Consider the following 22702-nt stretch of genomic DNA (forward strand, 5'->3'; position numbering starts at 1 on the left):
GTTTTGCTTTCGCAAAGGAAGATCTTCCTCTCCCTCCGCCCACAGTCGCCTGCAAGCTACCGGTTTCATGGTTCGCTAAAGAATCATGCGGTAAAAACCAAAGTAATTTCAAAACCCAGGCGGTCAACAAGCTTTTATAAAAAAGTTCGTGGTTCATGAAGATTATTTTTATAAATTGGTGGTTCGTTAGCAGGTGTAATGAGACATAATTCGGGTGATGGATGTATGGGAGGCAATGGCGCATAACAATGGAATGGTGGCTATAGACAAGCGGCTAACATTAGATAGATGGTACAGGCGAGCGGTTGTTTGTATGAATGGGTCAGATCTTCTCTCTTACTTTGCGTATAGATTTGCAAAAGGTGAACTTATGGAGAGATTTTTTTGGAAAGAGTCATTGTTAGTTGGAATTCTAACGTTCTTGTGGTAGAAGGGACTTATTGGGTGGCGGGTGGATTACCCCACCCAGTTCGATCAGGGCGGGGAGACTTTACTTTCTAATAACGCACATTAAACTGCAGATAACCATACCCTTCACGTGATGTCTGCCCATAACTGACTGAACCAGGGTTTATTGGTAAATATATGAAGATGTTCGTCACACTTCTCATCATTTTACCAAGCGCTCAAAATCTCACAGATTCATCTATTGATTCCTACCTGTACAAATATAGGGCAAACTCTTGTCGCCCACCAACGAAAAGAAAGAAAAGAAGAAGAAAACATGCGTATCACCATTCACCTACCAATCCTCCCAAAATTCTCTTGCAATTTCTTGAATCAATGTAAGATTTTTATGAATCTATATTGATTCTGCATTGTATGAAAAAAACACTTTTAATAATATTTCTGTGCCTTGTGACCCTTCCCCTATTCGCAGTCAATACTGTCATTCTAAAAAATGGGAAAACATTAAAAGGGAAAGTTACCGACCAAAATGAACGAGGACTCACTGTGCAAACCGCAGAAGGATCACAAACCGTTTCTAAATCCCAAATTTTAAAAGTAATTTATAAAGATGTAAGCGAACAAGAAGCCGAAAAGATCAGGATCGCTGAAGAGAAAAAATTACGAGAAAAAGAAGAAAAAGAAAAAGCGAAACTTGAAAAAGAAAGACTACTGGCAGAAGCAAAAGAACAGAAACGTTTGGAAGAAGAAGCAAAACTTGCGGAACAAACAAGACTCGCTGAAGAAAAAAACAAAGGAACACTAGCGGAAAAAGAAGCAAGAGCCGAAGCAGAATGGCTCGCAACAAGAAAACTAGGTCCTTCTCCGGCAGCAGCCCAGTGCGGAGGCCGACTAGCATTGATTTGGCGATCTGCATTAATCCCTGGATGGGGTCAGTATTGTGGTGGTTATACTGTATCAGCCGGGACCTTTGGTACTTTATTTTTTGGCACTCTTCTCTATTCACTTGGGCCTCTACGCACCGAAGAACAAAATGCAAAGTCCCATTACGATACAATGGTCTTAATCAACCAAATCGGAGGACCAGGCACCAGATTCAATGCACAAAATGTGAGTTTGCCTTCTGAATTTATTGGTGGATTTGTTGAGACTTCCATTATGGAAGATCTAATCACAAAAAGTAAAAACAATGCCAAAGAAGCTAATATCAAATATTTGGCTGGGCTTGGAACAGCTGGAATCATTTACATCACCAATGTCATCCATGCCTATATGATTGGAAGGGACCGGTATCCCGATCGCCCTTCTGTCAGCACTGGAGGCAAACAAATTAGAGAAGGTTTCGACTGGGATTCTGGCTTTGACAAACCATACTCAGTCACAGGCATTCGCCCACAAACCAATGCAGTTTATGCCGAAGTTCGGTATTCCATTCTATTCTAAGGAGCCTCCCAATGAAAAAATCATTCATAACCATTCTAATTCTTTTACTTTCTTTTCAGTGTAAAATTTTCAAACCATCCAACCTTGATCCCACTGAAGACTTAGGTTCTTTACAGTCCTTACTTCGAATGTTAAGTTTGATCGATGCTTTCAGTACCTATAGCCAAACGGTCGTCTTTATGAAGTTTACCGATCCAAGTGGAAATCCATACATCAATGGGATCGTCACTTATTCTGTTTTTAACGAAGCAGACGAAAATGGAATCATCCCTTCCCAATATGGAGAATCAGGAAATGTCCAATCCTATACAGTCACTCTCGATGTCAATGGTCGCGGATTTTTATACTTTAGCGAACGCGGGATTGCGAACCTCTCCGTTGCAACTTCAGGAGGAACTCTTGTCGGCGCTGCCAGCTTTCGCATCTACAACGGAATCACCAAACAATCGTTTTCTTTACTAACCCAAGGCGGAATTGTTCAGTTCCTTTTAGAAGATATTGCCAATTATCGAAATCAACTGGCATCTAACCTTTCTTTTACTCCTCTCGGGTCAGTGAACGGAAGGCAGTTTATTTATTTAGAAGTTCAAACTTCCTTTGTCTCTCCTAGCCAAAACACTTCCATCGGATATATCGCATCCTCTGCAGATGGAGAGAACTATGATTTGGTCACAAAAATTGACGGGGTTACCATTGAAAAAGGGGTAGGCTATGAGGTAGTATTAAAAATATCAAAACCAGTTTTTAATGGATCAGAATATGTCTTTTTTCTTGCAGAAGAAAAACGTGATTTTGCGGGTCCTCCACCAAATATACTTGGATTTCGTAACTTAGCATTGCGGATTCCTGCTTTTTTTACACCTAACTCTAGTGCAGTCATTGGACTAACATTAGACCCCACACTTTTTTTATATCGACCAGACAATTTTCCTTGGATGTATCCGGCGTTTTATTTTGGCAATGGTCGGTATCTCATTTCGCCGACATTCTATAGCGCTGTAGAAACAAGGCCGATCCTTCTAAATTCTGACTTTTCAGTAAACCAAGATTTAAATACTAGCTTTAGCTGTAACCTTGCTAATTCAATTGTAAACTCAGTCGGCTTTCAAATCGTGTCTATCGGTGGAACTGAATACCTTCAATGTCCAAGTTCATCGTTAACTTCCCCTATTCAGGTTAGAAGTATTGAAGGGAATACTTTAAGTAACCGTGTTGTCAATTTCGATGGAACTCAGAATTTTGAATCACTTCCTGTTTTTGTCAGAGGGAAGTTTGTTGCCACCTTTGGTCCTACGCCTATTGGTTATACATTCAATGCAGATAATTACTCATTACCAAATCCAACTTTGGTAAGAAATGCCTCGCAAATTTCAGGCTTCACTTCTTCCATTAGTAATTCAGGCACTAGTGGAATTCTGAGATCTGTCAAAAGTTCAGGAAACTCAGATTATTTTATCCTTTCGAATAATCCTACTTTTTCAACACCTACCATCGAAATCTTTCGTAGCACTGATTCTTTAGCTAGTGTTACTCTATTACCAGGATTCCCCGGAACATACAGCACGGGGATTTCCAATGCAGAACAACTTCAATCGGTCAATGGAAAATTAAACTACAGCTACGCAATCTCCGCAGGCACCGGTTTTGGTTTTTTCCCAGTTTACCTCACTCGATTCACACAAGATGATGGAAACTGGGAAGCTCTACCTAGACTCATCAAAATTCGTTAGAAAATTACCACCTATCTTTTCGTAGGTGGTAATTTAAGAAACTGCCATTTTTTATGTTAGCGGTTTCCAAAATCATCCTTCAATACATATCACTTTGGGAAGGAAGTATGTTCTTTTAGAAAAGAATTTACTATGGATTCGTATTCACTCGGGCGAACGTCAATCGACTTACAATGATTAGCTCCCCAATCCGTTTCCACCAATTGTTTACGGTTCGATTTTAAATTTTGAAAAATTTCCTCAGAATGAGAAACCGGAGTAATCTCATCTGTGTTTGAATGAATCAAAAGTACTGGCAAAGATATAAATTTTGCGGCTTTTTTAGGAGAAACTTCATCCACAAGAAAATCGGCACGAAGTTCCGCGAGAGAAAGGGCGATGGGAGATAGAAAAAGTACCACCGGTGAATACAAATCGACGGCTCTTTTTTCTACAATCGAACGCATATCCATAAAAGGGGAATCCGCAATCACAAATGCAAAATCATTTCGTCCTTCTGCATATTGTAATGCCGTCGCTGCACCAAACGAAGCACCAAAAATTCCAATCTGTTCTTCTGGAACTGTGCTAATCTCGGAAAAGAACTCAATGGCCCTTTCTAAATCAATTTTTTCATAAAATCCGTACGTTCCGTATTCTCCTCCACTTTCCCCGTGATGACGAGCATCATAGAGGAACAAACTGCAACCTCGTTTCCAAAACAAGGGGGCATATTTCAATACACCAAAACGTGTTCTCGTATGTCCGTGAAGCAAAACAACACCACATTTTTTCTTTTTTGGATTTTTGAAATACCAACCACGCAAACGAAGATTTCCATTTTGAAATCGAATGGATTCTGGTTCAGGGAGTCCAAATTCAGAAATGGAATTGATCTTTAATTTCGTCTTATCCTCTTCTAAGGTAGTGACGGGAAAGGAGACAATGGAAGATGAAAAATAATAGCCTGCACCTAGCAAAAAAAAGGTGAAAACAATGATAAACGTACTGAGAATCTTTTTCATTAAAGGACCTAGTTGGAAAAATCTAGGAGAGACCACAATTGGAAAAGCGAATTTTCCAAAATGCCTGTTTTTGAACCGAAAAAGAATTGCCGGTTTGCGATCCTTCCATCATTTCTTAAGGAAATCTATGAAACTATATTTAGCGTGCTTAGCCCTCCTCCTTAGTCTTTCCTTCACAAACTGTCGAACGATGGATGCTGCTGTCCAATACCCAGAATCGGGAAAAACGGATTTAGGAATTTCAAAAGTGGCAGTTCTACTTTTTGACATTGAAGAGGCCAAATGGGGAGATGAATTCACCGATGCAGTCTCTTTACAAATTGCAAAATTACTTCCAATCAAAGTAATCGAAAGAGAACAACTTTCAAAAGTAGTAAACGAACAAAGTTTTTCTAAAACTGGAATCATTGACACACAAACAGCCGTTCGATTGGGAAAAGTGCTTGGTGTGGATGCATTGGTTTTTGGTCGAGGATCTGCACTCAAAAAATACGATGAAAAAGGAAAACTCATCCCCAATTTAGTGGATACAGTTTCCCTCAAAATAGTTCATATAGAATCAGGCCATGTCATCGTCAATGCTCGTAAAAAACCGGGAGCAGATTGGACCATAGGAAAATTAATCCAATATAGCTTAGGACTTGGGCTTATCTGGAGTCGTGAGGACATTTTGTTAACCACGAGCCAATATGATTTTGTTGCCGAGAGTCTAGTAGAACGAATCGTTTCAGAACTAAAGAAATAATATATAGCAAATCAAAAGGATAAATGATGAAAATTAATATTGGAATCCCAGAAGAAGAAAGAAGTGCAATCTCAGAGTCTTTAAAAAAACTTTTAGCAGATACGTACACTTTGTACCAAAAAACTCATAGTTACCATTGGAACGTAACAGGGCCAATGTTTCAAACTTTGCATATTCTGTTTATGACACAGTATACTGAACTTTGGAATGCAATTGATCCCATTGCTGAAAGGATTCGATCTCTTGGATACTATGCACCAATGGGTGGTTGGGAATTTGCAAAATATTCTAGCATCGCAGAAGACAAAGAAGTTCCGAAAGCCCAAGATATGATCAAACATTTAGTGGAAGGAAATGAAGCAGTCATTCGTACGGCTCGGGCAGCCTACGCACCAGCGGAAAAAGGAAACGACCAAGCTACATTGGACTTACTCACACAACGTTTGGACATTCACGAAAAAACAGCATGGATGTTAAGATCCTTACTGGAAGAATAATTTTTTTTTGATTCGACCTTAAGGTCACTAGACATTCAAAATCCAACTTCTGTTACAATGATACTGTTTCAGTGGTTGGAGATTTTCGATTGAAACCAATTCTTCAAAATTCCTAAATACTCTGCTTGGTGGGTATAATGAATATAGTGACCACCTCCCAAAATACTTTCCATTGTTAAACGGGAAAAAATTTCCTGAATTAAGGTTTTATCTGAATCTGTAATATAATCAGAAGAGCCACCAAGAATAAAAAGTGTATTTGTGTCGGAAGATATTTTTTCAGGAAAAGGATGATCAAATACTCGCCTTGCCTGATTCAGTCCGGCCACATTTAATTTCCAACGATACTCACCCGAATCTAACCTTTCCAAACTCATTTGTAAAAACTGACGAATAAATGTATCCGGTAAAAATTTTGCCATCTCAGTATCAATGTCAGCTCGAGAGGTAAATCCTTCCAACGGAAAAGACATAGACTGGATTTCCTGATCGTAAGCGAAAGGATAGGACCTAGGCGCAATGTCTTGCACAACCAAAGCATTCAAAACGCCGGGATGCGTAAAATCAAAATACATTGCCACAAGCCCGCCCATAGAATGACCAAATAAAATCGGATTTTTGATTTGGTGATCCAAAATGAATTCTTCCAAATCCTCTGACATCAATCGGATAGAGTGTTCAGTAGCATGGGGAGAATCTCCATGGTTTCTTTGGTCAACAGTATAAACTGAACCGAAGTTTGATAAAAACTTTGCCACAGTTACCCAGTTTTTTGATGAACCGAATAATCCATGTAAGATGATAATATCTCCTAAAGATTTTTCATTTTCTGAATTTGGTTGGAATAGATACAGTTTGTAACTTAGTTTCACAAAAACCTCTATCAAATTTCAGAAAATAGTTAACGAAAACATTCTTTCTTTAGGATTTGCAAATGAGGGAGGATTTGTTTTTTTTCACGAGGTCCAATCTCTGAAGCATATCGAATCATTTGATTGATTTCAGATTTGATCCCTTCCCCTACTGGAGCAAAACAAGGGATAGAATCGGGATCTTTTGTCATCGATTGCAGATTGTTTACTAAATCTTTAGTGTATAAATTAATATAATTACCTGTGGGAAATAAATAGATATAACGAAGTTTCCCCTTTCTCATTTCTTCCAAACGGCATTTTAAATCTACATTACAATCGGCATTTGGCATACTTTCTGTTGCCAAATAACCAGCGTAATCCGAATGTTTGGTTTTTGGATAGGCCTCTAATAGTTTCCAAAAATAATTCGAATCTACATAGTATTTCCCAGAATTGTAATCATACAATAACCTGGTTTGGTGGCGTTTTAAAAATTCCAAAGTACCTGGATCATTGTCCGGTTTGATTCCCTTTGTATTCATAAGATCGACTGTTTTTTTTAGGAAAAATCCAGCCTTGGCTCGGATAAATATAAAATCATCCCCTGTAAATTTTCCCGTAGAAGAAATGGCAAAAATAGTATCTGTAATCTCTTGTTTGGCAACAAAATCAATTTGATTGGAAAGAATCATTCGTTCTGCTTCAAATAATAAGGTAGACAAATACTGTTTCGGAGGAACCGAACGGACAACGGAACGTTTGATAAACCCGGAAAGCCCGTCTTCTAATTTTACAGGAATCCAATCTTCTTTGGGGCTTTCCAGCGAATCCTTGTCAAAGGAAACTGGTTCACCAAACTTAAGTTTCCGCAAAACATCACTTTTCTGATCAGCAAACAAATGTAAGTTGAGTCCAATCACTGGAATGACAATCAGAGAATTTGAGTCTCGTTTGAATAGTTCAGAAGGTTTTGTTTGTTTTGATTTTTCTTGTACGATCGGAGCGGAAATCAGCAAACCATTAGAGATGATTACAAAGATCAAAACTGCAACGAAAAAAAGAGAAAAACCAATTCGAATGCGAAAGGAAAACTTTGGCCTGAAATACATCAGTTGATGAGAAAAGACCATCCCTCTACGAAAGAATTTCAGTAAAGGGAGGAACTTCATTTTACTTTTGTAAATCCTCAATCATTTGTTTGATACGAGCCACACCTTTTTCGATGTCCTTATCACCTAACGCATAAGACAATCGAATGGCTTTATCATCTCCAAAGGCAATACCAGGCACTGCGGCCACATTGTATTTATCAAGGAGGACATCACAAAAAAGTTTGGAGTAAGAAGTTTCTTTTTTCTCCGAAAGAAGGCGTTTGAACCCAGGAGTTTCATACACACCTGTTATATATGGGAATGCATAAAAAGCACCTTCTGGCATCCGGCATTCTACACCTGGAATCTCACGTAATAGTCCCACGATGAGTTTACGACGTTTATCAAAAGCCTTGAGCATTTCTGCCACAGGTGTTTGGTCACCAGCGAGAGCTGCCTCAGCAGCTGCTTGGGAAATGGAAGAGGCATTGCTTGTGGATTGGCCTTGCATGGTGTCCATGTTTTTAACAATCTCTGCGTTTCCTACCCCGTATCCAATCCTCCAACCTGTCATCGAATATGCTTTGGACACACCATTGATGACAAAGGTTTTTTCCTTCATCTTCTCGGAGATCATAGCAGGATTTACAAATTCCAATCCATCATAAATGATTTTTTCGTAAATATCATCCGAAACTGTAATGATATCTTTTGGTTCCAAAACCTTTACAAGTGCTTCTACATCCGAACGAGTGTAAGCCGCACCTGTTGGGTTCGATGGAGAATTAAAAATAAAAACTTTAGTTTTGGGAGTGATGGCTTTTTCTAATTGTTCTGCCGTGATTTTAAATCCACTGGAAATATCAGTCGAAACAATGACAGGAGTTCCTTCCGCCAAACGAACGATATCCGCATAACTTACCCAATACGGTGCAGGGATGATCACCTCGTCACCAGGATTGAGAGTCGCCATAAAAAAATTGTAGAGAACTTGTTTTCCACCTGTTCCTACAATGATTTGGTTCTTTTCGTATTTGAGTCCGTTTTCAGTTTCAAATTTACGAATGATGGCCTCTTTCAAAGAAACAGTTCCACTCACAGGAGTGTATTTGGTTTTCCCTTGGTCCATTGCCTTTTTGGCAGCTTCTTTGATATGTGTTGGTGTATCAAAGTCAGGTTCCCCTGCTCCAAATCCAACAACATCAAGTCCACTCGCTTTCAACTGATTGGCTTTAGCAGTGATCGCGAGAGTGGGAGAAGGTTCTACGACATCCAGTCGTTTTGCTACAAGTTTCATTTTGTCCTCTATTTAGTGAGTGATTCCTCTGGAACTGTTTCTTTAAACTGATCCAAAGTATAAATTTCGTATTCATACCCTTGTTCGGTGAGGAAGAGCTGTCTGTTTTGACCAAACCTTTCTTCGTTGGTATCACGCGAAATCAGCGAGTAAAAAATGGCCGTGTTGTCTTGGGCTTTCGGACGAAGGATACGCCCTAAACGCTGCGCCTCTTCTTGTCTGGAACCAAAAGTTCCCGATACCTGGATGGCAATGTTCGCATCTGGTAAGTCGATGGAAAAGTTCGCAACTTTCGAAACCACAAGTTGTTTGATTTGTCCTGTACGGAAGGCCTGGTAAAGTTCTTGTCTTTCAGGAAGAGGAGTTTTCCCGGTAATCAAAGGGATTTTGAAAGTATTGGAAATTTCTTCTAACTGATTGATGTATTGTCCAATCACCAAAATGTTGTTAGTGGAGTGTTTTTTTAGAATGTAACTGATCGCGCGGAGTTTTTCAGGGTTTTCTGATGCCAAACGGAACTTCTCACGGTCATCCGCCACAGAATACTTCATACGAAGGTCATCTTCCATTGGCACACGAATTTCCACACAATTGGCTTCTGCAATCCAAGACTTGGCTTCGAGTTCTTTCCAAGGCACATCATACTTTTTAGGACCAATCAGTGAGAACACATCTTCTTCCAATCCATCTTCCCGCACAAGTGTCGCAGTCAAACCTAACCTACGTTTGGCTTGGAGTTCCGAAGTCATACGAAATACAGGAGCTGGTAATAAGTGAACCTCATCATAAACAATCAGTCCCCAGTTGTTGGCACTGAAAATATGAAAGTGTGTGAAGTCCCCACCTTTTTTCTTCCTATGAGTTAAGATATTGTAAGTTGCAATGGTAATGGGTTTGATTTCTTTGAGTTCACCCGAATACTCACCGATGTCTGATTCAGGGATATCGGTTTTGTCTAAAATTTCGTTTCTCCACTGACGAATGGACAAAGTGTTCGTGACTAGAATCAGAGTTTCTGCTCCGACAATTTGCATAACCCCCATCCCCACAATGGTTTTTCCGGCACCACAAGGAAGGACCACAACCCCAGATCCACCTTCATTCCGGCCACCAGCATGGAAGGCTTCCACCGAAGCTCTTTGGTAGTCACGCATACCAAACTTGATACCACCAACGGTAACAGGACGTAAATTAAACGGATATTTATTTCCTTCATCGTAACCGGCAAGGTCTTCCACAGGGAAACCAATTTTAATTAACGCTTGTTTGATGTGGCCACGGTATTCTTTTTTGATACGAATTTTATCACCTTCCATTCCATCCACAAAGGGTTGAACGGCGCGGTTATTCGCAATTTCAGTAATGAATCCTTTTTCGTTGGAAATGATATACAATTCCCCCGATTCTTCTTTTACTAGTTTTACTTTTCCGTAACGAGAGATTTGTTCTCTCACTTCATTCATTACGTTTTTAGGAACGGAATAACGAGCAAACTTAGTTAAACCTTCAATGATCTCATCTGCCGTCATTTTAATGGATGCCGCATTCCACAAAGAAAGTGGAGAAATGCGATACGTATGCATATATTCCGGGCTTTTTTCGAGCTCAGCAAACTTGGAAACGAGGTCCCGACAGGCTTCAAATTCTGGGTTATCCACCTCTAGAAGCATTGTTTTGTCACTTTGTACGGTGAGTGGCTTGGTCATGGTATTCCCTCTCAATTTAACCAGGCTGGGAAGAGAAACCGCCCTGTCAACTCATTTGATTTTAATAGATTTTCGATGAGTTTTCTCGGCGTTTTTCAGGCAAATCCAGAATTTTTTGAACAAACTCTAGACATGTGCCGTCTAATCTAAGTTAATCTATACCTTCCAATTTTAAATAATTGAATTGACTTCTATTTCTTTTCTTTGGGCGTTCCCCAATTTGTCCCTATTGGAAACTTTCATTTTCCAAGGGTCAGGCTCTTCCGGGGTGCGCTTACGCTTCCGCCAGCTTCTCGTCGTTAGACGATTCGCTGGCCTTACGCCCTCCAGATCCTTAACGTTCTAAATAATCCTCTAAAATAGATTCGTTTGCTCCTGTCGTATGCATTCGATCTGTGAGAAATTTTCGAAACTCTCTGGCACCCTTTTCTCCATAATAAAGTCCCAAAATATGTCGTAGAATATGATGCACTTTTCCCTCTTTTTCGAGAGCCGAGTGAATATAGGAAATAAGCTCACGAAGGACTTCTTCTCTCGAAAGAGGATTTTCTTTTGCTCCAAAATACAATTGGTCCACTTCCTGAAATAAAAATGGATTGTCATAAGCCGCCCGTCCCATCATCACTCCATCTACCTTTGTTAGATGTTCTTTAATCTCAGCGTGGGTTTTAATTCCCCCATTGATAGTAATGGGAAAATCGGGAAACTCATCTTTCAGTCGGTAAACATCTTCATATCGGAGGGGAGGAACCGTTCGATTCTCTTTGGGAGAAAGTCCTTCTAAAATGGCAATCCTTGCATGAATAATACTATGATCCACTCCTGCTTCCTTAATTTTAGAAACAAAATGATATAAATCCTCGTAACTTTCTTTTCCGTTCACACCAATCCGATGTTTGACGGTAACTGGAATTTTGACCTTTGCCTTACAAGCGGAAACCATCTCAGCCACAAGGTCTGGTTCTTTCATGAGACATGCCCCAAAACTGCCACTTTGTACTCGGTCCGAAGGACAACCCACATTCAGATTGATTTCGTTATAACCATAATCTTCCCCAATTTTGGCACATTCCGCCAGTGCCATGGGTGAATCACCACCTAACTGAAGAGCAACGGGATGTTCCTCTTTGGAAAAATCTAAATATCTATGATTGTCTTTTCCACGAAGGATGGCACCTGTAGTCACCATCTCCGTATAAAGTAACGTTTGTTTGGAGATAAGTCGGATAAAAAAACGGAAATGTCTGTCCGTCCAGTCCATCATCGGGGCAACTGAAATGCGGTACGATGGAACTGAACTTGTCAAAAAAATCTCCTATGCTTCTTGTGGGTGCTCCTCTCTTGAGGGAAGGCTTAGAACCGAGGCAATTTCTGTCGGAACCCCTCTATGGATTTCTTCAGAAGCAATTACTGCAAAGTTCCTGGGGGGTAGTTCCTTTGTCAAAAAGAATGCAAAGGCTTGTCTCAAGTATCTAGAAACCACAAAGATTAGGAAACGATTCTCATCTAATGCCTTTTGTAATTCATTGTATACCGATTCCAAAATCCTCACACGAATGTCATGCGGAAGGATGATGAGTTTACTTCCATCCGTTTCGTCCAGAGTGATACTTTTGTTCATACGATCAATGATCCTTGGGTCAATGGTCACCACATGTAACTTTCCATCTGGAGAAAGGAAATCATTGATGATTTGACGAGAGAGAGCTTGTCTTACATGTTCTGCCAAATCAAAAGGATTGTTTGTCCTTGGCAGATGGTTGGCAATGGCATCCATAATTTTCGGAAGGTTTTTAATCGAAAGTCCCTCTGCCAAAAGATTTTGTAAGGTTTGTTGGATGATCCCAAGTCTTCCTTGTTTGTCATAATCCAATTCACCCACAAGAGTCGGATGAGTTTGTCGTAAATGTTCGAGAAGTGCTTTCACTTCTTCTCTTCCTAAAAGTTGTGATGCATAATTCGAAATTAATTCTTTTAGATGAGTGATAATAACAGTGGATGGATCTACCACCGAATAACCTTTGTTCTCCACTTCAATTTTATCATTGGGATCAATCCAAGTGGCTTTGAGTCCAAAGGCTGGTTCCGTAAAAGGTTCTCCCACAATGGCTTCTAAATTACGTGCCGTGTTATTCATTGCCATCAGTCTATCTGCTCTGACAGCTGATTGGCCAACCACCACTCCATTGATACGAATGCTATAGTTATCGTGAGGGATTTCTAAGTTGTCTATGATTCGAATGGCTGGAATCACGAGTCCAAAATCAATTGCGAATTTTTTTCGTGTATTGGCGATCTGCTCGAGTAAATGACCACCCGAAGAGGCATCCACTAACGGGAGTAAATCGCGACCAAGTTCCACTTGAATGGCTTCCACAGAAATTTCTTTGATATAGTTTTCTGGTTTTTTCTCTTGGACTTTTTCTTGGGCAACGTTTTCTATTTTTTTGATTTCTTCTTTTGCCACTTGTTCAATGGAATATCCCAAATACCCAATGGCACCTGCTAAAAAGAGTAATGAGAAAAATGGAAGTCCAGGAATCAAACTAGAAAGACCAAGTGCTCCGGAAACCACATACAAGGTTTTGGCATTTCCAAAAAGTTGGTCTTTGATTTCCACTGTCAGTTTTTTTTCTGAACTAGAACGAGTGACAATGATACCAGTTGCGGTTGTAGAAAGTAGACCTGGAATCTGCGAAACAAGTCCATCCCCAATGGTAAACTTTCCATAGGTTTCAATCGAGGCGAGAAAGGATTCCCCACGAATGGTAGAACCAATGAGAATACCACCAAGTAAGTTGATGGCTGTAATGATAAGGCCTGCTCTCACATCTCCTTGTACGAACTTGGAGGCTCCATCCATGGCCCCATAAAAATCAACTTCCCGTTGGACCTTTTTTCGTTTTACTTTCGCTTCAGCTTCTGTAATCGCACCACTATTGAGTTCCATATCGATGGACATTTGTTTTTGTGGTAATCCATCGAGTGTAAACCTTGCTGCTACTTCCGAGATCCTTGTTGCACCTTTCGTGATAACTAACACCTGTACGATGGTAAGGATAATAAAGATAATAAGTCCTACTACATACTTTCCAAGTCCCGATTCTCCACCCACCACAAAGGTTCCAAATGCTTCAATCACACTTGAATTCATCGCAGGACCTTTAGATAAAATTTGTCTTGTGGTGGATACGTTTAGAGCTAACCGAAATAATGTGGTGATGAGTAGTAAACTTGGAAAAATGGAAAACTCACTTGGTTCGGTCACGGACAAAGCTGTCATGAGAATGAGTAACCCAAGCCCAATACTCACAACAATCAGAATGTCTAAGACAAATCCCGGTAAAGGGACAATCAACATTCCCAAAATCAGAAGTGTTCCCACTCCTAAAACCACATCGGATTGTTTGAGTATGTCTCTAAAGTTCATTTGCTTATGCCATTCCTACTTTTTTTTTGAACTTCTCAAGGGTGATAAGGATTTGTACCACCGCTTGGAAGAATTCTTGCGGGATTTCTTCTCCCACTTCCACTTGCGCATATAAAAGACGTGCTTGTTTTGGGCTTTCAATAATTGGGACATCATTTTCACGAGCAATTCTTCGTATTTCGAGTGCTAGGCGGTTTTCACCCTTAGCAATCACTCTCGGTGCAGAGTCCCTTCCCATTTCATAAGATAAGGCTACAGAATAATGAGTGGGATTGGTAATCACAACATCGGCCTTTGGGACTTCACGAAGCATATTTCCCTGCATCATATCCCTTGCCAATTGCATCCTTCTGTTTTTCATTACAGGATCACCCGAATCTTCCTTCATCTCTCGTTTTGCTTCTGAAGGAGTTTGTTTGAGAGATTCTTCAAATTCAGACTTTTGGAAAAAAAAGTCAGCAACTGCTATCCCCAGTAACAAAAGTCCAGCAGCCATCATAATCTTAAATCCAGAATAGGTGATGAGAGTAATGGCCTGCATCATTCCCATATTTCCCGTCAAAAGAACTTTCAAAAAATCGCCTGAAATTAAAACATAACTAATTACACCGATTAACACTACTTTTGCGAGGGACTTAACCAAATTAAACAATGTTTGGCGATTTGGCAAAACCCGTTTAAAATTTGGTGAGATTCGATCAAATCGAAAGGAAAGTGCTCTTGGAGAAAACATAAACCCTACCTGCACCACATTCCCAACAATCGCAAATACAAGAGTAATCGCAAGGATTGGCCAAAGCAGATTAAAAAAATCACGGGAAACACCGGCGAGGATCACACGAAATTCCTCTGCCCCGAATCGATCTAGTTTCATTCCCATGGGAAGGTATTTTTTAATAAAAATAGCCGTATTTCGTATAAATGTGTCACCCAAAACAAATAATACACCTGTTCCACCTAACAAAACAAGTGTGGATGCAACTTCATTGGACTTAGGGACATTCCCCTTTTCTTTTTCTTCTCTTCTGCGACGTTCACTCGGCGGTTCAGTTCGACCTTCATCAGCTGCTGCAAAAAGCTGAAGATCTATTTCATAATAACCTGTGGAAAAATGAAGACTTTTCCGAAAAAACTTGGTAACCAAATTTTCTATAAGTCCTAATGGCAAAAAACAAGTACCACCAAACAAATATTTGGTTACTGATTTCATCCATGTAGTTGTATTACCGAAAAAAAACTTCATTTTTCTTTTCATAAATTGGGCCACTCCCGGATGAGTAAACTTGCCTTATCCATGGAAATTTGAATTCCCTGTACCATTTGAGTTGCAATGAAAGTCAATGTTGCAATGAGAGTGAGTGTTCCAATAAAAACTTTGAGTGGGAAAGACATGGACATCACATTCATTTGTTGTGCCGCCTTTCCCATAAGGCCTTCCGCAAGAGAGACTAAAAATAAAATCCCCATCACAGGGAGTGCGATTTTAAAGCTAACAACAAACATAGCCCCTATCGCGTCTTCCATCAACCGATATAACCCAGCATTTACCTTTCCGGTAAATGCAATGATTCTAATTTTTTCAAAAGAATAAGCAATTGTTTCAATGAGAAACCTATGTGCTCCAATCACAAGAAATAGTGCCGTTGCCATTAAGTTTTTCATGGTTCCAATGGCAGGGAGAGAATTTTGAGTGACTGGGTCTAGAATTTCCGTATAACCAAAGCCAATTTGATTATTAAAAAATTCACCAGCCATTTGAAAGGCGGCAAACACAAGTGATACGAGAAATCCAATAAATACACCAACCAACATTTCGGAAATAATTAGAATTCCGAAGTTGATCATATGACCGGGGACAGGCGGCATATAAGTTGCGACAACTGGATAAACAATGAGTGATACCATAAAGGAAAAGATCATACGGAGTGAAAAATTGATTGATTCAGAAGAGAAAAAGGGTGCTACAAGGAAAAGTCCGAGAAGTCGAACTAAGACAAAGAGAAAAGATTGAAAGTGTAAAACAAATGATTCCATATCATATCTTTTCTATCATAAAAAAAATTTCACGAGTGTAGTCCGTCATCACTCGCACCATCCAAGCTGAAAAAAATACAATCACAGCAAAAATAGAAACTAGTTTCGGAACAAAGGCAATGGTAGGTTCTTGGATGGAAGTTGTAGTTTGTAAAATCCCAACAATCAGTCCCACCACAAGTGCAGTAATCAAAATGGGACTAGAAATTTTTAGAGTCACAATGAATGCTTCTCGCATCAAGTTGACAACATCGACTTCTGTCATTTATAACTCCTCACAAGTTCCAGAACAAGTAGGTTCCATCCATCAATCAAAATGAAAAGAATAAGCTTTAACGGAAGGGAGATCATTACCGGAGGTAACATCATAAAACCCATAGCAAGAAGGGCTGATGCAACAATCAAATCGATCACAATAAATGGTATAAAGATATAAATCCCAATGATAAAAGCTTTTTTGATTTCGCTTAACATAAAAGCAGGAACCAAAACATAAGAAGGGACGTCTTCAAAAGATTTTACATTTTGTACTTTCCCAATTTTCAAAAACAAAGCAACGTCCTTTGTTCCATCTTTTCCTAGTTGCCTGATCATAAATTGACGAAGATGTTTCATGGATCCTTCCATCATCGCCGTTTGATCAATTTTCCCATTTAAGTAAGGTTGGAGAGCTTCATCATTCACCTTACCAATCGTAGGTGCCATAATAAAAAAAGTAACAAACAAAGCAAGACCCATCATCACTTGGTTTGGTGGTAAGTTTTGTAAAGAAAGAGCCCTTCTCACAAAATCAAATACAATCACAACCTTCGTAAACGAAGTGACACTCATCACAATGGCTGGTGCCAAAGAAAGTATGGTAACAAGAAAAAGGATCATCAGAGACAAACTTGTTTCTTTAGGTCCCCGCGCCTCATTTACGTTAAATGATAAATTAGGAATAGGAATTTTCGAACCTTTGTCCTGAGCCATAAGGCCCGTAAACCCACCGGCTGTGATGAGGAATAAAATTCCAATGAGAAAAATAATCGATTTATGTCTCTTAAGGAAGGATAAAAAACGCAATTTCACGACTCCCCTCCCTCTAACAATTCACGGTGTTTGCGTAGACGTTCCAATCCTTCTTTGGCCTTTCTTTGGATCTCGGCTGCTCCGTCGAATTCCAAACTTTCCATCTTGGAAGGGTTGATTCGAATTTTTCTTTGTGCTTTGGATTGTAAACTTTCGAGGACAGTTTCCAAAAAATTAGGAACGTAAGGATCCGCTTCCTCTTTCATTTTTTGGATTTGTGATTTTTCGTCGGGAGCAGTCACTTCCGTGAGTAAACTTACAGAACCATCGGCAACACCGAGCACAAGTGTACGACCACCCACTTCGATAATTTGAACGGATTGTGTGGCTGAAAGTGGCAAACTAGACAAAACCTTCATAAACCCTTTTACAGGATACTTAGCCGATTTTGATTTTTGCATTTGCAAAATGAGATAATAACCGGCACCCACAAGGATGGCCAAAATAAATAAAATTTTCAGTAAGATCCAAGTGGCTGAAGGGGAATCATCCGAATTTTCTGCATATCTTTCTTGGATGAGATTGGTTTCCTCGTTTCCTTTTGTGGTCTCACTAACGTTCGAATTACTTGTGTTAGCCGATCCTTCAAACTTTGGACCAGAATTGGAATTGTTAACATCGGATGGTTTGGATTTAGGGTCACCCAATTCCTGGCGAAGGATTTGATCCAATTCCTTGGTTTCTGTGTTTTGAGAAATGACAGGGGAAACAGCCAAAACAAGGATTAGGCAGAAGTACATAACTTGCCCCTTTTGTTTTAAGCTTTTATGGATGGACCTGATCATTTTTCGCCTTTGAGTCGGTCAGTAGGACTTACAATATCGGTAACACGAACCCCAAAGTTTTCATCGATCACCACAACCTCACCTTTTGCAATGAGTTTGCCGTTCACAAGTAAGTCCACTGGCTCACCAGCTAACTTATCCAACTCGATGATAGAACCTTCACCCAAACCTAAAATATCTTTGATGTACATTTTGGTTCTACCGAGCTCTACTGTCAGTGCCATCTGCACATCCATGAGAAGGTTGAGATTTGTTTGTCCGGGGCCACCACCTGCGGTTGCAAGAGATGGGAAATTAACACCTTTGATTCCAACAGATCCTTGGCCACCACCCATGCCCATGTTTGGTTGCATGTTGACGTTCATTCCACCAGACTGTTGTTGTTGTTTTTGGCCACCACCCTTTTGGATATCCAAAACGGAATTAGCCATAGACAGAGCAATTACATAATATACTTTAAAGGAACCTACTCCATCAATATTTAAACTGAGAGAGGTTTTCACCAAATTATTGTCATCTGGTAGTTGTAAATCACGGCCTGAATTGACAAGAGCAATCTCCGGAGGACTACCGGACATGGTTCCACCAAGTTTCATTCCAATCTGTGCCGTCACAGTTCCGAGAATGGGAGATAATGAATCTTTTAAAGTTTGGAGTTGCGCATTGTCTAATTGGCCTGGAGGAGTCATCCCCCCCATCATCACACCAGCAATTTTTGCTGCGTTTTCTTGGGCCATAATCAGACAAACTCGTCCCGCCAAACTTCCGCTAATTGTTGAAAATAAACTAACGGATTTTGTTCCAAGTTCCTTTTGAATGTCAGCAGAGGAGCTCGATTCGGTGGCAGGGTTCATAAAACGAGTGTTTTTTGCCAAGATCGTGCCAAGTGTGTTCCCCGCCACCTGGAATGCAGAGCCGATCACATCAGAAATAATGTCGCGGTCAATTGGAGATAGGTTGTCCGATGACGAACTTGCGGCGCCACTTAAAGAAGAGAGGTCGAATGTATCATCCGCACCTTGTAGTAATGCGTCTATCTCGTCTTGTGAGAGTGAACCTTCACCCATACCCTTTTATCTCCGGAAAACTTAGGATAATGAGACATAATATGAATCTTTTTGTCACTCAGTTTTTTTCCGAATTGACAAAAAGTAAGAGAGATTAGTCGAATGCGCTCGAAAATCCGTCCGAATAGGCACGGAGATTGTCATACGAGTAAATTCCAGTGTTATGGTAGTCACTCCAAACAATGGAAATCGCATACCGACCCACTTTGGTCCAAGAAAGGAGTTTGATGGACTGGATATGGCCAGTTGCATCCCCTACTTTCCCGCCATGCCCGCCTCGACAAGTGGCACAAGGGCATTTTTTACGTAAGTCCAGAAGGGAATACTTCGACCCATGGCCATCCTTCCATTCGATGTACAAAGAATCATCATCGAAAGAAATTTCTTTTGGGAAGGTGGCAAGTTGTGAGTTCGACATTTTTAAGGTTTCACCGGTAGTTTTGTCGTTTTGGAACGAAAATTCCCAACAGTGGTTCCATACTGGATTTTGTCACCGAGGGTTATGTTTGTCAAGTCGATGGTGTCATTTTCGAAAACAAGGATGACTGTGGAACCCATTTCAAAACGTCCCAGTTCCGACCCTTTGTCGATCATAATGGAAACATCTTTGTAATGGTGTTCCTTCGCAAAACGAATCCAGTTGTTTGTGACGATTTTATTGTCATACGTCACCCGAATCTTACCCACGTTAGATGCCCCGACCTTAATGACAGCTATTTTACCGTATTCCGTTTGTAAGAAGGTGATAAGCCTTTCGTTTTTAGGGAAAAGTCCACGAATATTGAGAACCGCCAAATCATTCACAGGGAAAAGTTTTCCCGGCTCATAATAATAACCAAGAATTTGACCAGCGAATGGACTGTGGATGCGGTGGTAATCTTGTGGGGATAAATAAAAGGTAATGTATTTACCATTTGTGAAGTAAGGATAATACTTTTCGGAGCCTAACAATTCTTTTACGGAATAATCAATCCCTTTGGCTTGGATGATGGTCGATTGGCTGATATTTCCAAAGCTTGTGATTTTTGAATCTGTAGGAGAAACCACAGCGTTGGCCGCTGAATCGATGATCCTTGCTTCGGCGCGAAGGGCACGAGTAAAAAATTGATTGAGGGATGCATATTCTTTAATTTCAAGTTCTGCTTCGCTCAAATTGATTTTATAAGCCTTTGCAAATGCTTTTAAGATGGGAATCATCATAAATCTTGGCAACTTAAACATGGAGAAGTAACCAAAGAGTTTGGAAATTAAGTTTTTCGGAAGTAAGGTTAAAAACAAAAGGTAAATGTCTTTGAAAATTTCGTAACGAGCACCTGATTCGGAAAGGTATTTTTTTAGTTCCAAATTGGCTGATTTACCAAGCAACATAAGAGAAACTAACAATGGCACACTGGTAATGACTGCGGCAATATAACCCCAATGCATTACAAATATAAATACATCGATTCCGTATTTTACATAAAGATAGGCAAAACCAAGAGTTGATCCGATGAATAACATTCTAAAAAAATTGGAAAATTTTTCACCAAATACATAAAATGCATTTTGTTCTCCACTATAGAACCAACCAGCAAGACTGAGAACTCCAAAACAAAGGAAGGATACAAAAAATAGAATGGCTGGCAATGATTCCTTTTGTTCTAAAATTCGATTTGGGAATAAAAGAATAGTTTCTAAATTGACAGCTCCGTAAGAATACAAAACAAAACCTACTAGTGTCGCCATAACAAATCCTTCAAAAAAGGAGGCAAGCATACTCACTAACCCTTGTTTTGCGGCATAATCAGTTCGAACAACCCCAGCAATCCCTGAAGATTTTCCAACAGCAGTTTCTGTAGACAAAAAGAAAGTACTTAAGGAAACAGAAAGACCACGTAAAATCCCAAACGCCCCACCACCTTGTAAGGCCTTGATAGAAAACGCTTCTTTTGTAACGTCCGACAAAAATCCAAAAAAGGAAATCATTCCACCGGAAAACAAAGACACGTAACCAAAAATGAAGAGAATGATACCAATGGGAGCAAGAATGGATGCAGCACGACCGACTCGCCTAACACCGCCAATAACGATAAATAGTAAAATGACGGAAATGGAAATAGGGCCTGATAAACCGGATAAACTCAAACCCTCTTTTGTGATATATGTCAGTCCCACATAAGGAAAAATTCCACCAAACAAAAGGACTGTTACCAAACTTGCGAGGGAAAAGGCAACAGCAAGCCATTTGGCCCGCAAAGCTTTTTCGATAAAATACATTGGTCCAGAAAGATACCGACCACTCGGAAGTTGGTTTCTAAATTTGACTGCGAGTGTTGAAGAAACAAAACGGACGGGCATCACGAGTAAACTCATGACCCAAATCCAAAAAAGAACGCCAATTCCGCCATATGCGATGGCCAAAGCCGTTCCAATCACTGATCCTACAAGTAACGAAGAACCGATTCCTGCAAAAAATGCCTGTGAATGAACCAATTGCCCCTTGGAACCTTTGAAGTCCATATTGCCCGTAAGGATCTTGAGTGCGAGGAAGAGAAAACGAATTTGTGGAAATCCCAATCGAAAGCTCAAATACACCGAGGCAATCAGAATGAGATAGAAATAAGGGCTGAGAATGTCTGATCCTAAAATCAGATTAAACGTAGATCCGTTTTGAAAGAGTGTTTCCATATTGGTTCTTCCTCACGAAATTGGAATAAATTGTTATGTCAAGATGTATTGTGATCCTTTCGCTTCTGGTTTTTATGATTTCTTCTCTGGCCCTTGGTAACTTGGTCGCCGAACCCTCAGGGATCGAAGTGGGTATGCGATATGGTGCTGGTGAACGAATTCCAGGTCGATTTGACGGTGACCTAAAACAGTTCTCGTCTACCTTTAATCCATTGGTTTTTTCTGATGTCAGTTTGAGTGGAGGAAAGTCCACCAACTTGTATGAAGGTTTTGTTCGTTTCCTTTTGGATTCAAGATCAAGGGTCGGGTTTGTTGTTGGTAGGAATGATTGGCAAATGCTACACCTAACCGAAGTTACAAGTGACCTTTATTATACAAAACTTCGGTCGGAAATTTATTCCTACCATGTACTCGGAATGTATTACTTTTCAATGCCTATCTTTCGGAATTGGGAATGGGAAAACGGTTTGGGGATTGGATTTACCTCTGCCGATTGGAACATAAGAGGATATTCGGTGGGTGAGTTACCTCCGGATACCCAATACTTCAATCAAAAAGGAAGGTTACGAGGAAGTGGACTTGCGTATCGAGCAGAGACTGCCATCAATCACAGGTTATACGAAAACACATTTTTTCAAATTGGCCTTGGTTATCACCATGTTGCCATTGATAAGTTTAGCGGAAACTATAATGGAGAAACTTCAAGTTTCTATATACGAGCCGACGGGAAAGTGGGTGTGATTGATGACACTCGAATCTTAGATGCCACTGTGAGCACTGCACAAACTTTTCGAAGGTTAGATATGAATACGGGATCATGGGTTCTTTATTTTTCAGTCTTCCAAAGGTTTTTGGATTGACGATCCATTGTTT

The 22702-nt window shown here is 40.1% G+C and carries 20 protein-coding genes; 5 read left to right on the forward strand and 15 right to left on the reverse strand.

The genetic code is table 11. The features are described from left to right. Positions 1-822: 822 nt before the first annotated feature. Positions 823-1851 carry an LA_0442/LA_0875 N-terminal domain-containing protein gene (locus EHQ47_RS11990; protein ID WP_135777248.1) on the forward strand — a complete coding sequence of 343 codons (1029 nt, stop codon included), beginning with the start codon at positions 823-825 and terminating at the stop codon, positions 1849-1851. Between the two features lie 11 nt (positions 1852-1862). Then, a complete protein-coding gene (locus tag EHQ47_RS11995) occupies positions 1863-3581 on the forward strand; it encodes a hypothetical protein (RefSeq protein ID WP_135747073.1) in 1719 nt (572 codons plus the stop codon). Between the two features lie 89 nt (positions 3582-3670). On the opposite strand, the gene EHQ47_RS12000 is transcribed toward EHQ47_RS11995, so the two are convergent. Further along, on the reverse strand, positions 3671-4585 hold the full coding sequence (locus EHQ47_RS12000) for an alpha/beta hydrolase (RefSeq protein WP_135747072.1): 915 nt from the start codon (positions 4583-4585) through the stop codon (positions 3671-3673). 127 nt (positions 4586-4712) lie between these two features. On the opposite strand from EHQ47_RS12000, the gene EHQ47_RS12005 reads away from it, so the two are divergent. Beyond that, complete coding sequence (locus tag EHQ47_RS12005) at positions 4713-5330, forward strand: CsgG/HfaB family protein (protein WP_244290333.1); 618 nt, start codon at positions 4713-4715, stop codon at positions 5328-5330. A 23-nt stretch (positions 5331-5353) separates the two neighbouring features. Further along, entirely contained in the window at positions 5354-5827 is a 474-nt protein-coding gene (locus tag EHQ47_RS12010; RefSeq protein WP_208727436.1) for a Dps family protein, read from the forward strand. 68 nt (positions 5828-5895) lie between these two features. On the opposite strand, the gene EHQ47_RS12015 is transcribed toward EHQ47_RS12010, so the two are convergent. The 14 genes from EHQ47_RS12015 to asd form a co-directional block, all read right to left on the reverse strand. Further along, positions 5896-6699: an alpha/beta fold hydrolase gene (locus tag EHQ47_RS12015; protein WP_135747071.1), complete on the reverse strand. Its 804-nt coding sequence runs from the start codon at positions 6697-6699 to the stop codon at positions 5896-5898. 29 nt (positions 6700-6728) lie between these two features. Then, positions 6729-7850, reverse strand: a complete 1122-nt coding sequence (locus tag EHQ47_RS12020) for an SH3 domain-containing protein (protein WP_135747070.1) — start codon at positions 7848-7850, stop codon at positions 6729-6731. 1 nt (position 7851) lies between these two features. Further along, positions 7852-9069: a pyridoxal phosphate-dependent aminotransferase gene (locus tag EHQ47_RS12025; RefSeq protein ID WP_135747069.1), complete on the reverse strand. Its 1218-nt coding sequence runs from the start codon at positions 9067-9069 to the stop codon at positions 7852-7854. 8 nt (positions 9070-9077) lie between these two features. Further along, the gene (locus EHQ47_RS12030; RefSeq protein ID WP_135747068.1) at positions 9078-10775 is read right to left on the reverse strand and encodes a DNA repair helicase XPB; all 1698 of its coding nucleotides are present in this window, start codon (positions 10773-10775) and stop codon (positions 9078-9080) included. Positions 10776-11109: 334 nt separating this feature from the next. Then, entirely contained in the window at positions 11110-12039 is a 930-nt protein-coding gene (dusA, locus tag EHQ47_RS12035; RefSeq protein WP_244290366.1) for a tRNA dihydrouridine(20/20a) synthase DusA, read from the reverse strand. 51 nt (positions 12040-12090) lie between these two features. Beyond that, entirely contained in the window at positions 12091-14205 is a 2115-nt protein-coding gene (locus tag EHQ47_RS12040; RefSeq protein WP_135747066.1) for a flagellar biosynthesis protein FlhA, read from the reverse strand. A gap of 4 nt (positions 14206-14209) precedes the next feature. Then, on the reverse strand, positions 14210-15460 hold the full coding sequence (locus EHQ47_RS12045; RefSeq protein ID WP_135747065.1) for an EscU/YscU/HrcU family type III secretion system export apparatus switch protein: 1251 nt from the start codon (positions 15458-15460) through the stop codon (positions 14210-14212). Further along, positions 15457-16239: a flagellar biosynthetic protein FliR gene (gene fliR, locus EHQ47_RS12050; RefSeq protein ID WP_135747064.1), complete on the reverse strand. Its 783-nt coding sequence runs from the start codon at positions 16237-16239 to the stop codon at positions 15457-15459. Before fliR ends, EHQ47_RS12045 begins: the two co-directional genes overlap by 4 nt. Before the next feature lies 1 nt (position 16240). Continuing rightward, positions 16241-16504: a flagellar biosynthesis protein FliQ gene (gene fliQ, locus EHQ47_RS12055; RefSeq protein ID WP_004786411.1), complete on the reverse strand. Its 264-nt coding sequence runs from the start codon at positions 16502-16504 to the stop codon at positions 16241-16243. Beyond that, entirely contained in the window at positions 16501-17310 is an 810-nt protein-coding gene (gene fliP, locus EHQ47_RS12060; protein WP_135747063.1) for a flagellar type III secretion system pore protein FliP, read from the reverse strand. The genes fliQ and fliP overlap by 4 nt, the downstream gene beginning before the upstream one ends. Beyond that, positions 17307-18050, reverse strand: coding sequence for a FliO/MopB family protein (locus EHQ47_RS12065; protein WP_135747062.1), 744 nt, complete (start codon positions 18048-18050; stop codon positions 17307-17309). Before EHQ47_RS12065 ends, fliP begins: the two co-directional genes overlap by 4 nt. A 41-nt stretch (positions 18051-18091) precedes the next feature. Continuing rightward, entirely contained in the window at positions 18092-19162 is a 1071-nt protein-coding gene (gene fliN / locus EHQ47_RS12070; RefSeq protein WP_100735520.1) for a flagellar motor switch protein FliN, read from the reverse strand. 94 nt (positions 19163-19256) lie between these two features. Next, positions 19257-19580, reverse strand: a complete 324-nt coding sequence (locus EHQ47_RS12075; protein ID WP_135777249.1) for a DUF971 domain-containing protein — start codon at positions 19578-19580, stop codon at positions 19257-19259. Positions 19581-19582: 2 nt separating this feature from the next. Continuing rightward, positions 19583-21829 (reverse strand): archaetidylserine decarboxylase, encoded by a 2247-nt coding sequence (gene asd / locus EHQ47_RS12080; protein WP_135777250.1) that lies wholly within the window; start codon positions 21827-21829, stop codon positions 19583-19585. 35 nt (positions 21830-21864) lie between these two features. On the opposite strand from asd, the gene EHQ47_RS12085 reads away from it, so the two are divergent. After that, the gene (locus EHQ47_RS12085) at positions 21865-22689 is read left to right on the forward strand and encodes an LIC_11366 family protein (protein ID WP_135694160.1); all 825 of its coding nucleotides are present in this window, start codon (positions 21865-21867) and stop codon (positions 22687-22689) included. Positions 22690-22702 lie beyond the last annotated feature (13 nt).

Origin of the sequence: Leptospira bourretii (assembly GCF_004770145.1) — a bacterium.
Classification (GTDB): Bacteria; Spirochaetota; Leptospiria; order Leptospirales; family Leptospiraceae; genus Leptospira_A; species Leptospira_A bourretii.